Origin of the sequence: Nostoc sp., assembly GCF_036917975.1 — a bacterium.
Taxonomy (GTDB): domain Bacteria; phylum Cyanobacteriota; class Cyanobacteriia; order Cyanobacteriales; family Nostocaceae; genus Nostoc.
The window spans coordinates 255,783-269,694 of the sequence record NZ_JBALEJ010000099.1; the positions used below are offsets into that span (position 1 = coordinate 255,783).

16 protein-coding genes and 1 pseudogene are annotated in these 13,912 nt (G+C 44.4%); 6 read left to right on the forward strand and 11 right to left on the reverse strand.

Going from position 1 to position 13,912, the window contains the following annotated elements:
• The first annotated feature begins 122 nt into the window (after positions 1-122).
• Positions 123-1,010 carry a caspase family protein gene (locus V7K76_RS31180; RefSeq protein WP_335030367.1) on the forward strand — a complete coding sequence of 296 codons (888 nt, stop codon included), beginning with the start codon at positions 123-125 and terminating at the stop codon, positions 1,008-1,010.
• A 236-nt stretch (positions 1,011-1,246) separates the two neighbouring features.
• Positions 1,247-2,083: an SWIM zinc finger family protein gene (locus V7K76_RS31185; RefSeq protein ID WP_334953802.1), complete on the forward strand. Its 837-nt coding sequence runs from the start codon at positions 1,247-1,249 to the stop codon at positions 2,081-2,083.
• A 156-nt stretch (positions 2,084-2,239) separates the two neighbouring features.
• Here V7K76_RS31185 and V7K76_RS31190 read toward each other — a convergent pair whose 3' ends face one another.
• From V7K76_RS31190 to psbD, 4 genes are all read right to left on the reverse strand, one after another.
• Positions 2,240-2,884 carry a Uma2 family endonuclease gene (locus tag V7K76_RS31190; RefSeq protein ID WP_334778707.1) on the reverse strand — a complete coding sequence of 215 codons (645 nt, stop codon included), beginning with the start codon at positions 2,882-2,884 and terminating at the stop codon, positions 2,240-2,242.
• 21 nt (positions 2,885-2,905) lie between these two features.
• Positions 2,906-3,091 carry a PCP reductase family protein gene (locus V7K76_RS31195; RefSeq protein WP_334778708.1) on the reverse strand — a complete coding sequence of 62 codons (186 nt, stop codon included), beginning with the start codon at positions 3,089-3,091 and terminating at the stop codon, positions 2,906-2,908.
• A gap of 129 nt (positions 3,092-3,220) precedes the next feature.
• Positions 3,221-4,612 carry a photosystem II reaction center protein CP43 gene (gene psbC / locus V7K76_RS31200; protein ID WP_334778709.1) on the reverse strand — a complete coding sequence of 464 codons (1,392 nt, stop codon included), beginning with the start codon at positions 4,610-4,612 and terminating at the stop codon, positions 3,221-3,223.
• Positions 4,596-5,651 carry a photosystem II D2 protein (photosystem q(a) protein) gene (psbD, locus tag V7K76_RS31205; RefSeq protein WP_292844628.1) on the reverse strand — a complete coding sequence of 352 codons (1,056 nt, stop codon included), beginning with the start codon at positions 5,649-5,651 and terminating at the stop codon, positions 4,596-4,598. The genes psbC and psbD overlap by 17 nt, the downstream gene beginning before the upstream one ends.
• Before the next feature lie 991 nt (positions 5,652-6,642).
• Between psbD and V7K76_RS31210 the strand changes: the two genes are divergently transcribed.
• The 3 genes from V7K76_RS31210 to V7K76_RS31220 all read left to right on the forward strand — a co-directional run bounded on the left by V7K76_RS31210 (position 6,643) and on the right by V7K76_RS31220 (position 9,668).
• Positions 6,643-7,212, forward strand: coding sequence for a photosystem I assembly protein Ycf4 (locus tag V7K76_RS31210; RefSeq protein WP_334778710.1), 570 nt, complete (start codon positions 6,643-6,645; stop codon positions 7,210-7,212).
• 147 nt (positions 7,213-7,359) lie between these two features.
• Positions 7,360-8,160: a peptidylprolyl isomerase gene (locus V7K76_RS31215; RefSeq protein ID WP_334778711.1), complete on the forward strand. Its 801-nt coding sequence runs from the start codon at positions 7,360-7,362 to the stop codon at positions 8,158-8,160.
• Between the two features lie 347 nt (positions 8,161-8,507).
• Positions 8,508-9,668 (forward strand): beta-ketoacyl-ACP synthase, encoded by a 1,161-nt coding sequence (locus tag V7K76_RS31220; protein WP_334778712.1) that lies wholly within the window; start codon positions 8,508-8,510, stop codon positions 9,666-9,668.
• On the opposite strand, the gene V7K76_RS31225 is transcribed toward V7K76_RS31220, so the two are convergent.
• The 4 genes and pseudogenes from V7K76_RS31225 to V7K76_RS31245 form a co-directional block, all read right to left on the reverse strand.
• Positions 9,658-10,194, reverse strand: a complete 537-nt coding sequence (locus tag V7K76_RS31225) for a helix-turn-helix domain-containing protein (protein WP_335030368.1) — start codon at positions 10,192-10,194, stop codon at positions 9,658-9,660. The two genes, V7K76_RS31220 and V7K76_RS31225, sit on opposite strands and share 11 nt — an antisense overlap.
• Positions 10,195-10,311: 117 nt before the next feature.
• Complete coding sequence (locus V7K76_RS34740; protein WP_442936803.1) at positions 10,312-11,100, reverse strand: reverse transcriptase N-terminal domain-containing protein; 789 nt, start codon at positions 11,098-11,100, stop codon at positions 10,312-10,314.
• Positions 11,101-11,102: 2 nt separating this feature from the next.
• Positions 11,103-11,438: pseudogene (locus V7K76_RS31240) on the reverse strand (IS4 family transposase); the annotation flags it as partial.
• A 253-nt stretch (positions 11,439-11,691) separates the two neighbouring features.
• Positions 11,692-12,000 (reverse strand): hypothetical protein, encoded by a 309-nt coding sequence (locus tag V7K76_RS31245; RefSeq protein ID WP_335030369.1) that lies wholly within the window; start codon positions 11,998-12,000, stop codon positions 11,692-11,694.
• A 775-nt stretch (positions 12,001-12,775) separates the two neighbouring features.
• Between V7K76_RS31245 and V7K76_RS31250 the strand changes: the two genes are divergently transcribed.
• On the forward strand, positions 12,776-12,949 hold the full coding sequence (locus V7K76_RS31250; protein WP_334778938.1) for a nicotinate phosphoribosyltransferase: 174 nt from the start codon (positions 12,776-12,778) through the stop codon (positions 12,947-12,949).
• Positions 12,950-13,031: 82 nt separating this feature from the next.
• On the opposite strand, the gene V7K76_RS31255 is transcribed toward V7K76_RS31250, so the two are convergent.
• From V7K76_RS31255 to V7K76_RS34745, 3 genes are all read right to left on the reverse strand, one after another.
• A complete protein-coding gene (locus V7K76_RS31255; RefSeq protein WP_334778939.1) occupies positions 13,032-13,193 on the reverse strand; it encodes a hypothetical protein in 162 nt (53 codons plus the stop codon).
• Positions 13,194-13,299: 106 nt separating this feature from the next.
• Positions 13,300-13,587: a hypothetical protein gene (locus V7K76_RS31260; protein ID WP_334778940.1), complete on the reverse strand. Its 288-nt coding sequence runs from the start codon at positions 13,585-13,587 to the stop codon at positions 13,300-13,302.
• A gap of 208 nt (positions 13,588-13,795) precedes the next feature.
• Complete coding sequence (locus tag V7K76_RS34745) at positions 13,796-13,900, reverse strand: sunset domain-containing protein (RefSeq protein ID WP_442936804.1); 105 nt, start codon at positions 13,898-13,900, stop codon at positions 13,796-13,798.
• Positions 13,901-13,912: the final 12 nt, after the last annotated feature.

Consider the following 13,912-nt stretch of genomic DNA (forward strand, 5'->3'; position numbering starts at 1 on the left):
TGCGCTCTTCGCGTCCTTCTCTAACGAGACGCTGCAACCCCCTGATAATTAACGCGATGAACCACTAGATTAAATATACGATATTGAAAAATATCACACCTTCTCCTTTACCCTGTGCCATAATGTCGAACCACTTTACCCACGGTTATGCGTTGTTAATTGGAGTTGGCACAACAGCCGAATCCCGATATTCATTGCCTGTTACGGTTAAAGATGTGCAAGCCCTGAAAACAGTGCTAACCGACCCGAACTTGTGTGCCTATATGGATGATTCAGAACATATTCGCTTATTGCAGAATGAACAGACAACGCACAGTGCAATTTTAGATGGATTAACGTGGTTAAAGGAAAAGGCTGCTGCCGATGGCGATGCAACAATTGTAGTTTTTTACTCTGGTCATGGGTGCTTTGACTTATCAAGTCAATCTTATTATTTGCTGCAACATGACTTCAATTCCACAGATATTGCTAACACCGCCCTATCTGCCCAAGAATTTACTCAAGCTTTGCGGCAGATTCAAGCAAAGCGATTGTGGGTGGTAATTGATAGTTGTCATGCAGAGGGTATGGCTACTTCTAAAGGCGAACTACCTGCTGATTTTATCGCTACAGCATTGCCCAAGGGCGTAGTCGATGCCTTGAAGCAAGGCGAAGGACGGGCGTCCTACTACAAGCAAGCATTGGCGATAGGAGAAAAACTGGGAAATAAAGCAAACCAAGCAGCTTGTTGCTCCAGCTTGGGACTTCTAGCCCTTGACCGCGATCGCCCTACAGAAGCCCGCCCCTGGTACGAGCGTGAGTTAGCCCTAGCGCAAGAAGTGGGGCGGCAAAGCTTGGTGGCTGATGCTCAAGGGGGTCTGGCACGAGTTCTGGAGAAAGAGGAGCGCTACGCAGAGGCGCTACCCTTGGCACTGGCTGCCCTGGAAATCCGAGAGCGGCTGCGCGAGGAGGGCTTAGATTTTTCGCGCCAATTGGTTGAGCGGTTGCGGTGTAAGGCGGAGATGGAATAATTTGTAATTCGTAATGACGCTCGCGGACTCGCTACCGCTACGCTAACGTAATTCGTAATTAATTCAAGGTTTTAAGTCCCTGTGTAGTGCCAGAGTTCCAATCTGTAGGCGTATATAGTACTCCTATTTGATTTTTGAACAAATTAAGTACCAATCGAAAAGGCTTATTCCCTACTCCCCACTCCCTACTCCCTATTCCCTACTCCCCACTCCCTATTCCCTACTCCCTATTCATTATGACTAATTACACATTACAAGCAAGTCGAGAATGGTGGTCACAACAATGGCTAGATTTGCTAGATTCCTATCGTTTTAAAAAGCGTTTAGAACGTGCGAGAAATTACGCCCGTCAAGGAAATGTTTTGAGCATCGAATTTAAAGGTGCAAAAGTATTGGCTAGGGTGCAAGGTAGTGAAGTCGAACCTTATAAAGTTTCCCTTTCCCTTGAACCATTTACCGATGAACAATGGGGTTATGTAATTGAAACTATGTCCCAAAGGGCAGTTTTTGCTGCCAAGCTACTAGCAGGAGAAATGCCACAAAATATAGAAGAAGTCTTCACGGCTAATGGTCTTTCGATATTTCCATTTACCCTTGCTGATGTTCAGAGCAAATGCTCTTGTCCTGATAAAGCAAATCCCTGTAAACACATTGGTGCGATATACTATCAGTTAGGCGATCGCTTCAGTGAAGACCCCTTTGTACTATTTCAATTGCGCGGACGTACCAAAGAGCAAATTATCAGCGATTTACGCCAATTACGTAGTGCCAAGATTCAACCCAATACTACAGAAGCGCCCGATATTCAACAGTCAATTCCTAATAATAAATACTCAGTAAAAATTGATTCTTTCTGGCAATATAATGAGCCACTAGAGTCATCCTTGGTAGTGATTGCGCCGTCCACGAGTGAGACTGTATTAGATGTATTAGGAGCAATCCCCCTTGCAAAAGAAGAGGAAAGCGCAGTAAATTCAACTTCAAGTGATGTGGTAATGAAGTATTTAAATACAGTTTACAGAGATGTGAGTCAAAAGGCTTTTTTAACAGCGATGAATGTGGGAGGAAGTTGATAATAATTCGTAATTCGTAATTCTTAATTCGTAATTCTTAATTCGTAAATTATACTAATTTTAAAAATGATTACGATAGATGGATTAATAGAACCCAGATAGAGAAGGTGATTCCCAATCCAAAATCTAAAATCTAAAATCCAAAATTGTATTATGTTAACTGGGTAGTTCACCCTTCCCGCCTTTTCTCACCCATTCCCGAACCGCCTGACGAATTGCCCGTCTGCCATTTGCCCGATTTTGCTCAATCAGTTTCGGCAAATCCCGAATTGCTAAAGTAGGAAACACCAGACTCTTCTCTGACTCGATATATTCCCCATTTTGCAAGAGATAAATCTTGAGTTCACCGGAATCATAACACCAGAGTTCTGGTACTTCCAGGCGGGCATAAATGGGAAAACGATTTAAAGACTTACTGGTAACATCAATTTCCAGTGCTAAATCAGGCGGTGGGTCTTGTCTCAAGTCTAGATCCAATCTACCCCGAATCGCAGCTTCATTCTGGAAATAGAAGCAATTATCTGATTCTAACCCTGCCATTCGGCTTTCTCGCTTCCAGGTAGTCGAACCATAACTTTCATAGTCCAAATCCAGCACATCAGCGATTTCTTTGACCAAATCGCCAATTACCTCTTTGTAATGTTCGTGTTCTGGTAAAGGTGTGATAATTTCTAAGGTAGTGCGATCGTAAGCTAACCGTGCTGCCCGATGCTCTCCCAAGTCTTTTAGAAGATTTTCAAACTGTTCCCAGCTAATGTCATAAAGCATTACTCGGTCTGCTCGGTTTTTGGCGACTGTCATTGTTACGAACTCCAGAATGTTTTATTGTCCAAACTCAAGTCTAGCCCGTTCTACCAAATCATCTGTCACAACCTCTTGGTCTGCTTCACGAGCTAATTGTTCAATTCTGACTCTAGCTTGAGCGCGAACAAAAAAGGGAATATTTTGTAACTTTTCCTTCGCTTCGTCTGTCCATCGCAAAGCATCAATAAAATTGGAATCGCTCATAGTATTAATTACCTTGGTAAGTCACTCAATTTATCAAGAGATTACTAATTCTCCTACAAAAAAAGCCCTTGCTTTTATGCAAGAGCCTCTAAATAATTTAGTTGTCAGTGATGAAATAAACCTTACAACCTAGTCAAGGTCGTTCATAAACATCACTGGCTCAGTATCACGGTTAATTCCTTTCTCAAAACCACCAGCCGCAGCCCGTGCGCGACCAGCGTGCCATAAGTGACCAACTAGGAAGAAGAATCCTAGTACGAAGTGAGAAGTTGCCAACCAAGCGCGAGGAGATACGTAGTTGAAGGAGTTAATTTCAGTAGCCACACCACCCACAGAGTTCAAAGAACCCAGAGGAGCGTGGGTCATGTATTCAGCAGCACGACGAGCTTGCCAAGGCTGAATATCATTCTTGATTTTTTCCAAGTCAAGACCATTGGGGCCACGTAGAGGCTCCAACCAAGGGCCGCGGAAATCCCAGAAGCGCATGGTTTCACCACCGAAGATGATTTCACCAGTTGGAGAGCGCATTAGGTATTTACCTAGACCTGTAGGGCCTTGGGCAGAACCGACGTTAGCACCCAAGCGTTGGTCACGAATCAAGAAGGTCAAAGCCTGAGCTTGAGAAGCTTCTGGGCCAGTAGGGCCAAAGAATTCGCTTGGATAAACGGTGTTGTTAAACCAAACAAAGATGGAGGCGATGAAGCCCATCAGTGAAAGAGCGCCCAAGCTGTAGGAGAGGTAAGCCTCACCAGACCAGATGGATGCACGACGTGACCAAGCAAAAGGCTTGGTGAAGATGTGCCAGATACCGCCAGCAATTAAGATAAAGGCAATCCAGATGTGACCACCAACGACATCTTCCAAGTTATTAACGCTAACAATCCAGCCTTCGCCACCAAAGGGAGACTTGATTACATAACCGAAGATAACTGCTGGGTTTAATGTCGGATTGGTAATAATCCGAACATCACCACCGCCTGGTGCCCAGGTGTCATACAACCCACCAAAGAACATTGCTTTTAGCACTAGCAGCAATGCACCGAATCCCAAAATAATCAGGTGGAACCCGATGATGTTGGTCATCTTGTTCTTGTCTTTCCAGTCGTAACCAAAGAAAGAAGAATATTCTTCTAAGGTTTCTGGGCCACGAACGGCATGATAAATACCGCCAAAGCCAAGGACGGCTGAGGAAATTAGGTGGAGTACGCCGACAACAAAGTAGGGGAAAGTGTCGATGACTTCACCACCAGCACCAACACCCCAGCCCTGAGTGGCAAGGTGAGGTAACAAGATCAAGCCTTGTTCGTACATGGGCTTTTCAGGAATGAAGTGAGCGACTTCAAACAAAGTCATCGCTCCAGCCCAGAATACAATCAAACCAGCGTGGGCAACGTGGGCACCCAGCAGTTTACCAGATAGGTTAATTAAACGTGCGTTACCAGACCACCAAGCAAATCCAGTGGATTCTTGGTCGCGTCCAGCGCCGCCTAAGATATTTGGTCTATTAGAGAGCGTTACCACGTGGTAATACCTCCTCAGGGAATACAAATTGTTCGTGGGGTTGATCTTGAGGAGCCATCCAAGCGCGGATACCCTCGTTCAGCAAAATGTTTTTGGTATAGAAGGTTTCAAACTCAGGGTCTTCCGCCGCCCGTAATTCTTGGGAGACGAAATCATAAGCCCGCAGGTTGAGTGCTAAACCGACAATGCCAACGGCACTCATCCACAAACCGGTGACTGGCACGAACAACATAAAGAAGTGCAACCAGCGCTTGTTTGAGAAAGCAATACCGAAAATCTGTGACCAGAAACGGTTTGCCGTCACCATTGAGTAGGTTTCTTCCGACTGGGTGGGATTGAAGGCGCGGAAGGTGTTAGCACCATCGCCGTCTTCAAACAAGGTGTTCTCTACTGTTGCACCATGAATGGCGCACAATAGCGCACCACCCAATACACCCGCAACACCCATCATGTGGAAGGGGTTGAGTGTCCAGTTATGGAAGCCTTGCAGGAATAGTAGGAACCGGAAGATAGCAGCCACGCCAAAGCTGGGAGCAAAGAACCAGCTTGATTGTCCCAAGGGGTAGATCAGAAATACGCTGACGAATACCGCGATGGGAGCAGAGAAGGCGAGGGCGTTGTAAGGACGGATACCTACTAGGCGCGCAATTTCAAATTGCCGCAACATGAAGCCAATCAAACCAAAGGCTCCGTGTAGGGCAACGAATGGCCACAAACCACCCAATTGAAACCAACGGGTGAGGTTGCCTTGGGCTTCTGGCCCCCACAACAGCAGTAGGGAATGTCCCATGCTGTCGGCGGGGGTGGATACTGCCACTGTCAGGAAGTTCGCACCTTCTAGGTAGGAGGAGGCTAATCCGTGGGTGTACCAAGAGGTGACGAAGGTGGTGCCGGTCAGCCAACCGCCTAGTGCTAGGAAGGCGCAGGGGAATAATAATATCCCTGACCAACCTACGAATACGAAGCGATCGCGCTTGAGCCAGTCGTCGAGAACGTCAAACCACCCTCTACTGGGGGCACGTCCAACTGCGATGGTCATCGGACTAAAATCCTCTTTTTTTACTAAAATTGCAACGTTTCTAAGGCGTTACGGAGAGCCAGTGTAACCGACTGCCGTGAGGAATTAACGTTTTTTTTGACAATCTCAACTGCTTTTAAGCAACTGAGATTCTGAGAGCTTACTGACTAGTTAAGTCATTATTTCTCAGGGTTATGACATTACACGTACCATCGGCTAGTAATCTAGCTTGTGGTAACTTAATGATTCTTAACTTATCACACTACTCAGGGTTTTTGCCTGATACGCAGAAGCAAATGAGCTATGAAACACGAACCTTATAAATAATATGAATATCAGAATTTTTACAATTTGACACAACTTTTCTCAGAAATCTCAAAAAAATTAATGCAGATGGGGGCAGGGCGCAGAAGGGAATACTGACTCCTGCACTGAAGCCTGTGACCGAACTTGGGTCAAAAACCCCGCCGTCTACACGGCGCTTACAATTGGGAGCCAGTCCGATGGACGGGAAACCCTGCATAATACCCTAAAAAATTATATCGGTAGTATGGAACATAGAGGGGCGTAATTCAATACAGTTTAGAATGAGCAACAAAACACTTGTAGAGACGGCGATTGATCGCGTCTCGAAAAACTCAAAATTGTTGCCAGTAGTCCTTAACCCAAGCGTATTGGGGCGTAGTTGAGTTTTTGTCAACGATGTTTGGTAAAATGCATGTGGTGAAACTTAGCCAAAGAAAAAAGAAGTTGGCATATCTTGACTAACTACAAATAGCCTAAGTGGTTTGTCCCGTAGTGCAAGTAAGCCAGCATCATCCAGGATAGTAAAATTTGTAGAGTACAGGGTAAAAAATTTATAGTCTGCGGCAAGGGTTTCCGGGGACTTAAAACATAGCTCTCAGTGCCTCCTCAGCAATAGCTAAATGGGCACAGACAGCTACCACTCTATGCAAAAGCATTTAGTGGGCGAGTATGTAACAGCGAGTATCTCACGGGCAATGGTAGTTCAATGACGACATCAACAACGATTAACAAAGGCGATCGCCTCCTGCATCAAAATGTTCTCGGTTCTCGTCGGTTCAGTAACTACTTGTGGGCAACTATCGTTACCTTGGGAGCAAGTGGCTTTCTCTTAGCTGGAATATCCAGTTATTTAAAAGTTAATTTACTTATAGTTTCCGATCCAACCCAACTGGTATTTGTCCCTCAAGGATTGGTAATGGGGTTATATGGGGCTGCTGGCTTGCTATTAGCCACATACCTGTGGCTAGTGATTTTATTGGACGTTGGAGGCGGTTACAACGAATTTAATCACGAAACTGGCGCAATCAAAATCTTCCGTTGGGGGTTTCCTGGCAAAAACCGCCAAATTGAAATTGATAGCCGCATAGAAGATGTACAATCTGTGATCATAGACGTGAAAGAAGGTCTTAATCCCCGTCGTGCCCTCTATCTACGCATTAAGGGCCGGCGAGATATACCCTTAACACGGGTTGGACAACCTTTATCTTTAACAGAGTTAGAAACAGAAGGCGCACAGTTAGCCCGCTTTTTGGGAGTGTCGTTAGAAGGATTGTAAAGGACTGGGTACTGGGGACTGGGTACTGGGGACTGGGTACTGGTAAAATTTATTTGCCTGATATTTGTCTAATTCCTACATCCCTAATCCCCAGTCCCCAATCCCCCTTAAAACGATAAGATACTCTGGTTAAATCGGTAACAGGCAATGCGGTTAAAAATTTCACAATTTTTGCTTTCTTTTGTGCTTATCAGTGCCTTGATGTTGGGAGGATGTTCAACACAGCAAGTCGCTTCTAATGCGTCTTCTCCAACCTCGACAGCTACCTCGAACACAAGGGAGGCAAGCACCAAGACAACTACTGAAGCAACTTCTGTATCTCAAACTAGTAGTGAGAGTATTCCTGGACTGGCAGATTTACCAAGGCTAGAAGGCAAGGCAACTGTGGTAATCACGGTTAAAGGCTCACCGATTACGATTGAAGTAGACGGTACTGATGCCCCCATTACAGCTGGCAATTTCGTAGATTTAGTGCAAAAGGGTGTGTACAACGGTTTAGCTTTCCATCGAGTTGTGCGCGAACCCCAACCGTTTGTAGTTCAAGGGGGCGATCCTCAAAGCAAAGACCCGAAAGTTCCAGCAGATAGCCTGGGAACCGGTAGTTATATTGACCCAAAAACGGGAAATGCTCGTTATATACCTTTAGAAGTTAAGCCAAAAGGCTCAGATACTCCGATTTACAATAAACCATTTGATGCTAGTGCCCAACCTGTCGTATTACCACATAAGCAGGGTGCAGTAGCAATGGCGCGATCGCAATCACCAGACTCCGCTTCTGCCCAGTTTTACTTTGCTTTAGCAGATTTGCCGTTCTTAGATGGTAATTACGCGGTGTTTGGCAATGTCACGCAAGGCTTTGATGTTGTAAACAAAATTCAGCAAGGCGATCGCATTGACTCCGCTAAAGTCACCCAAGGTGCTGAAAATCTGAAAACACCTGGAAAATAGGGAGAAGAGAGCAGAGAGAGATGAGGGTGCAGGGGAAGCAAACAAACGATTATTATCGTAAATTAAAGGGTTTAAGAACCTGCAATCTACATGTAGCACCCATTTCAGTCGGGGTTTGTCTTGAGAAATCGCTCCACTTGGGATGCATCCCAAGACCGCGTTTCTCGCTAAATCCCCCGAAGTTGCCACAACGCGCGGAACCCGCGCAAGGCACTTCTCTTCTCTACGAGACGCTACGCGAACGTCTGAAATGTCTTTAATTTTGAATTTTGAATTTTGAATTTTGAATTGTTAATCTTCCTCATCCCCCTCATCTCCCTCATCTCCCTCATCCCCCGAAATTCAAATTGGTAAAGGTTGTTGTTACTGGTATTGGTCTAGTTTCCGCCTTGGGTGGAAGCTTAGAGGATAGTTGGCGAAATTTAATCGCGGGTAAATCTGGAATTCGATTACACCAACCATTTCTAGAACTTAGACCACTTCCTCTAGGTTTAATTGGTCAACAGCCATCTGAGTTGACGATGTTAACTCAGATGGTTGTTGCTTCTGCTTTGCAAGACGCTGGGTTAGTTGCACATGCAGCGGATTGTGCTGTAGTCATTGGATCGAGTCGCTCTTATCAAGCTTCTTGGGAGAAGCTGGCACGGCAAATGCATCATGAGGCAGAAAATTTTCCCGTGTCCTCTTTTGGAAATTGGCTAGAGACATTACCTCATATAAATGCGATCGCAGCTGCAAGGCAAATTGGTGCATCGGGGATAGTTTTAGCACCGATGGCAGCTTGTGCTACTGGAATTTGGTCTATTGCCCAAGCAGCTATGCTTATCCAAACTGGGCAATGTCAACAAGCGATCGCAGGTGCAGTGGAAGCGCCAATTACACCTTTAACTTTAGCTGGGTTTCAGCAGATGGGCGCTTTGGCGAAAACTGGCGCTTATCCCTTTGATTTGCATCGGGAAGGCTTAGTGTTGGGTGAAGGCGCAGCTGTGTTTGTCTTAGAATCAGTAGAGTTTGCCAAGCAGCGTCAAGCAAAAGTGTATGGCGAAATTCTCGGTTTTGGCTTAACCAACGACGCATATCATAGTAATTCACCAGAACCTAAAGGGAAAAGTGCGATCGCAGCTATCAAACAATGTCTAGAACGTAGTTGTCTATCACCAAGCGATATCGATTACATTCATGCTCATGGCACAGCTACCCAGCTAAATGACCAAATGGAGAGCATGGTAATCCAGCGTTTGTTTCCCCAAGGCGTGGCAGTTAGTTCCACCAAGGGAAGCACAGGTCATACATTAGGAGCATCTGGAGCTTTAGGTGTAGCTTTTTCTCTCATGGCATTAAAGCATCAAATATTACCGCCTTGTGTAGGCTCGAAACAGCCAGAGTTTGATTTAGATATTGTTACAGCCGCACGTCTAAGTAAAATTAAGCAGGTATTATGTTTGAGTTTTGGCTTTGGGGGACAGAATGCCGCGATCGCCTTAGTACAGCTTTGCATTAATTCGTAGCGAATTTCTCCATCATCTGTGCCACTGTATATGACCATTTTATTGGTTGTGCAGAATCATTGTGGCGGATAATAAAATCGGTGATGCGTTGCTGCAATGTATTAAGATCAGGAAAATCATTCGGAGTTAGTAGTTTTCGCTGTAGGATGCTGAACCACCTCGCTAACGGTATATCAAAATCTGTTGGTTTGCTGCAAGCGATGCCTGCGGCAACGCGAAGCGCGAACGCTGTAGCTTGTGCTTTTACAATCGCTTGAAACAAACAAGGACGACCCGGACGTGGTGCTTCTTCCAAACTACGGGTTTGACACCAACGCTTACGCCACTTACGTACAAGACCCGATGAACATCCTATTTCTCCAGCGATTTGAGCATCTGTCCAATCTGGATTTTCCTCAACTTTTATGATAATTTTTGCTCGTCTGGCTTTGCTTTGACCTGTTTTACGCGCCAGTGCTTGTTGTTGCAACAGCTTTTTTTCTTCTTCCGTCAGTTGCACCCTGTAAGTTTTTTGCCGACCAATCATAGTACTGAATGGTTAATGGATGTGTGTATATGCCTACCCTACACCTAAAAAATTTCCCTTGTCAATTCGCTACGAACTTGTGCAAACCTGTACTAAGGGTTATCTCTCAAATGTCACTCATCTCTGAATATTTCTATTCATTTCGAGTGAACGAATCGCACCTCCGGGCTGAAGCCGATGAGATTCTACAGACAGAGTAAACTTAGATAGTGTCCAAAGTCTAACTCTCGTTACGGTCGTCAAACACCGTCTACCCAGTAAGCCTAAGTCAATGCTTAGATTGCTGGCTACTTTTCGTAAAATATTCGCACTGCCGTTCAAATCCGCGTTCACAATTGAACCATTCGCTGACTGATACAGCCCTCTCTTGATCCGCTTTTCAGATGCTTTCCAACCAACTGGCTTTTCACCATATTTGGGTAGGGAGTCTCCATCTAAAAAGCTCGACTTGCTCGTGTAGGCTTCCTCTGTTTCAATAAATCTAATGCTGTGCAAATCACACAGTTGTTTTAATCTGTCTTTCAACTTGCCTAAAGGCATTTGAACAAATTTGGTTGAGTCGATGGGAATACCCAGAGGTCGTTTTTCATCCGTTCCTGGTTTGGGAATCCAAACCCGTCGTGTCGGTTTCACCTTTGAGTTAGGTTTTAATTTGGCAACCAGATTAAGACGTGCTTCTGGGGATAGTGATTTAACACCGTCCACTCCTGCTGTCTTTTTACCCTGGTTGTCTTGTGTAACCCGTCGAACCGATAGGCACTTTGCTGCCCAGGAATTCATCAGCGTCTTTTGGAGTCTGCGAAATGCTTTGACATCACCACGACGAGATGCTTTGTAAATTCGTTTTTGCAACTTAAAAACACGTCTTTCTAACTTACGCCAGTTGATGTGTTTCCATTCCACCATCGATTCATTGTCCGTTGACCTGATACATTAGTATCTTCTAAGTTATAACCACCACTCTTAAAATCTCTAAACATTTCTACCCTTCGGGAACGCCAAGGGTGAACAATATCAAAACGTTGTTTATAAGCTCTAATAACTGAATCTAAATCATCTAAGTTGCTCAGGATAAACCAACCCTCCTCCGGCGCAACTCCTAAACGTTTGCGCTTCCATTTAGCAGCAAGATTAAAGCTAACAAACCCAAGGTATTTTGTATATTTAATGCCTTGGTAAAAGAAGGAAAGACCAGGCGCTAAACCTAAATCTCTTAATTGCAGCCAAATTTCCGGTTCTATTTCTTTCGTTACCGAACACGGCTTTTTTCAGCCTACTGTATCAAATTATCAAAACCATACAGGATAAGGGTTTTCAGCCCATCTTGCAGGTTTTTACATGTATCTCGGTTTCATGCCTTTTTGTATGCGATGCTCCTTTTTTCCTCGCTTGATGGGGTGGGGCGATCGCAGAGGGAGAAAACTTCTTGGTTTTCTCCCTTTAACTAGTGGGCTTTCGCCTTTAATTACTGTGACTCTTGCTTTTTCTAATCCCCAATTATTGACCTTGATTTACTCGGCGTTCATGCTGACCAAGGTCTACTTGACGCTCATGCTGACGCTGCCCAAATCGACGCTTATGCTGACGTTGATCTACTTGACGCTCATGCTGACGTTGCCCAAATCGGCGTTCATGCTGACGTTGATCTACTTGACGTTCATGCTGACGTTGATCTACTTGACGCTCATGCTGACCTTGGTCTACTTGACGCTCATTTTCTACGGTTCCTTGAGCAGAGACTCGCTCTAAACCTGTACTGGAAGCCAACACTAGACCTAACAGACAATAACCGATAATTTTCTTCATCAAAGATACGCTTTTAATCAAACATAGTTAAGCTCTAGCTTGGCATTGCAGTCAGGTCGCAGTCTTCGTTGAAAACTCTACATCTACTTAAAGTTTAGATGAAGCGCATTCGATAAGCTTCGGGTGATAACCAAGAACCATATTAAGAAGTTTTCTTTCTCTACTTGGAGGTATTGACAAAATTCACTCACTTTTAACTTATTACGAACGAGGATGAGGTGAAGAACGACCAAGAGGTAAGGGTTGAGGATTGAGCGCAATGGGAGCGACGGGATTTTGTGATCTTGTATTCAAGCGATCGCTTTCCCGCGTCTCGTAGAGAGGAAAAGGTAGCGATCGCAGTAGTTCATAAGAAAACTCAAGCGATAAAATGATCGAAAGCGAAGGTGATCGGATCAGCTTTCGCGGCTTGGGTAAAAAGTAAAGATGTTGAGCCAGCGATTAAGCTGAATATTGCAGCAACAACTATTTTATTCACAGCCTTTAACCTATGCTTAATGCTCTAAGCCCTTTAACTTTAATTATAAAACCTGAATCCTTGCGGTGACATGAGCCAAAAATCATAAATCTCCTGTCAACACCCCTAGCCTTTAGCCATCTGGATTCTAGCCTAAAGTCTTAGGAATACCACGGCGCAATAGTTTATTTTTTGTCTGTCTCTAAGTCACAACTATAACCATGACTAAACTCCTGGTTATAGTCATGACTTTTTTCTCTAGTGACTGACATAATGGCTTGCTTAAATATGCATATCTCGCGTAAAGGATTTCGTGAAATGTCTATTAAATTTGGTATTTCTAGTTTAGAACAAACGTTGGGATATGTGACTGAAGCTGCACTTGAAGTATTCAGTCCTAATCATGACAGCTATCCAGCAGTTGGCGTACAACCTTTTTCTGGCGAACCTTGGAAAAAGGGTAAGCATCACGAGAAATACAACCATCATTAAAGAACAATTCAGCTATTCTGAATTCAGGAGCGGAGCCGGAGACGTTTCCGTTAGCTCCGGTCAGAATTAATGAGTGGGGGATTCAGATCCACCACTCGATTATTGCACCACTAAATCGGAGATTTAGTGGGGGACTTGCTCTCGATGGGCGATTCTGGGCGTTTTTACCGAATGGCTCTCGTCTACCATTGCCTTCGACGCGGCGATCGCTGCTAACCCCCTGGCTTGGAACTGATAATTTCAAAAACTTTGATTCCTGAATTAGGGATTGGGCGATAAGCCTACGGTATAGCAACTCTTGGAGACGCTATTCGCGTTCGCTTACCGCAGAGCGAGTAAAAATTCAAATTTTAGTGATGAAGACGAGCTTGGCGCTCACGCAATTCACGGGCTTTTTGTTCACGAGCTTGGCGTTCACGTAATTCACGAGCCTTTTGTTCACGAGCCTTTTGTTCACGAGCCTGCTGTTCATGCAATTGACGCTCACGAATTAGTTTAGCGTTATTAAAAGCAATAGTATTAGTATTTAAATGTTCATTGCGAAAATTCACAACAGAAGCATTAGCATGAGTTGAAAGAGCAGCAATTGAAACAGATGCTAATAAACCACCAAGAAGAATAGATTTTAAGCGGTTCATATATTCTTTAGTCCTTGTTTTACTTAACTTGTATATTGCTAATATATTCTGCATAATCAAGAAAAGATATCTAGCAAATGTCACCACTTAAACATGACTAAAGTCATTGAGTGCGATTGCTTTTCAGCAGGCAGTTTGCACAATCGCTCATCAATCAGTGCCACTATTTATCTACTGTTTTAAAACAACTGCCTTTGCCCTGTTTAGATCACTTAGGCGCACGGAAACCAGCAAGTTGTGCTGTTGCTGGGTCTTTAAAACAAATATCCGGTTTGACTTTTTCGTAATCTAAGGTTTTGGGAAGGTGATAAATGTTGCCTCTCTT

Coding starts and splice junctions, on each gene's coding strand:
- V7K76_RS31180 (WP_335030367.1), top strand. CDS start 123: ATGTCGAACCACTTTACCCACGGTTATGCGTTGTTAATTGGAGTTGGC.
- V7K76_RS31185 (WP_334953802.1), top strand. CDS start 1,247: ATGACTAATTACACATTACAAGCAAGTCGAGAATGGTGGTCACAACAA.
- V7K76_RS31190 (WP_334778707.1), bottom strand. CDS start 2,884: ATGACAGTCGCCAAAAACCGAGCAGACCGAGTAATGCTTTATGACATT.
- V7K76_RS31195 (WP_334778708.1), bottom strand. CDS start 3,091: ATGAGCGATTCCAATTTTATTGATGCTTTGCGATGGACAGACGAAGCG.
- psbD (WP_292844628.1), bottom strand. CDS start 5,651: ATGACCATCGCAGTTGGACGTGCCCCCAGTAGAGGGTGGTTTGACGTT.
- V7K76_RS31210 (WP_334778710.1), top strand. CDS start 6,643: ATGACGACATCAACAACGATTAACAAAGGCGATCGCCTCCTGCATCAA.
- V7K76_RS31215 (WP_334778711.1), top strand. CDS start 7,360: ATGCGGTTAAAAATTTCACAATTTTTGCTTTCTTTTGTGCTTATCAGT.
- V7K76_RS31225 (WP_335030368.1), bottom strand. CDS start 10,194: ATGATTGGTCGGCAAAAAACTTACAGGGTGCAACTGACGGAAGAAGAA.
- V7K76_RS34740 (WP_442936803.1), bottom strand. CDS start 11,100: ATGGTGGAATGGAAACACATCAACTGGCGTAAGTTAGAAAGACGTGTT.
- V7K76_RS31245 (WP_335030369.1), bottom strand. CDS start 12,000: ATGAAGAAAATTATCGGTTATTGTCTGTTAGGTCTAGTGTTGGCTTCC.
- V7K76_RS31250 (WP_334778938.1), top strand. CDS start 12,776: ATGTCTATTAAATTTGGTATTTCTAGTTTAGAACAAACGTTGGGATAT.
- V7K76_RS31260 (WP_334778940.1), bottom strand. CDS start 13,587: ATGAACCGCTTAAAATCTATTCTTCTTGGTGGTTTATTAGCATCTGTT.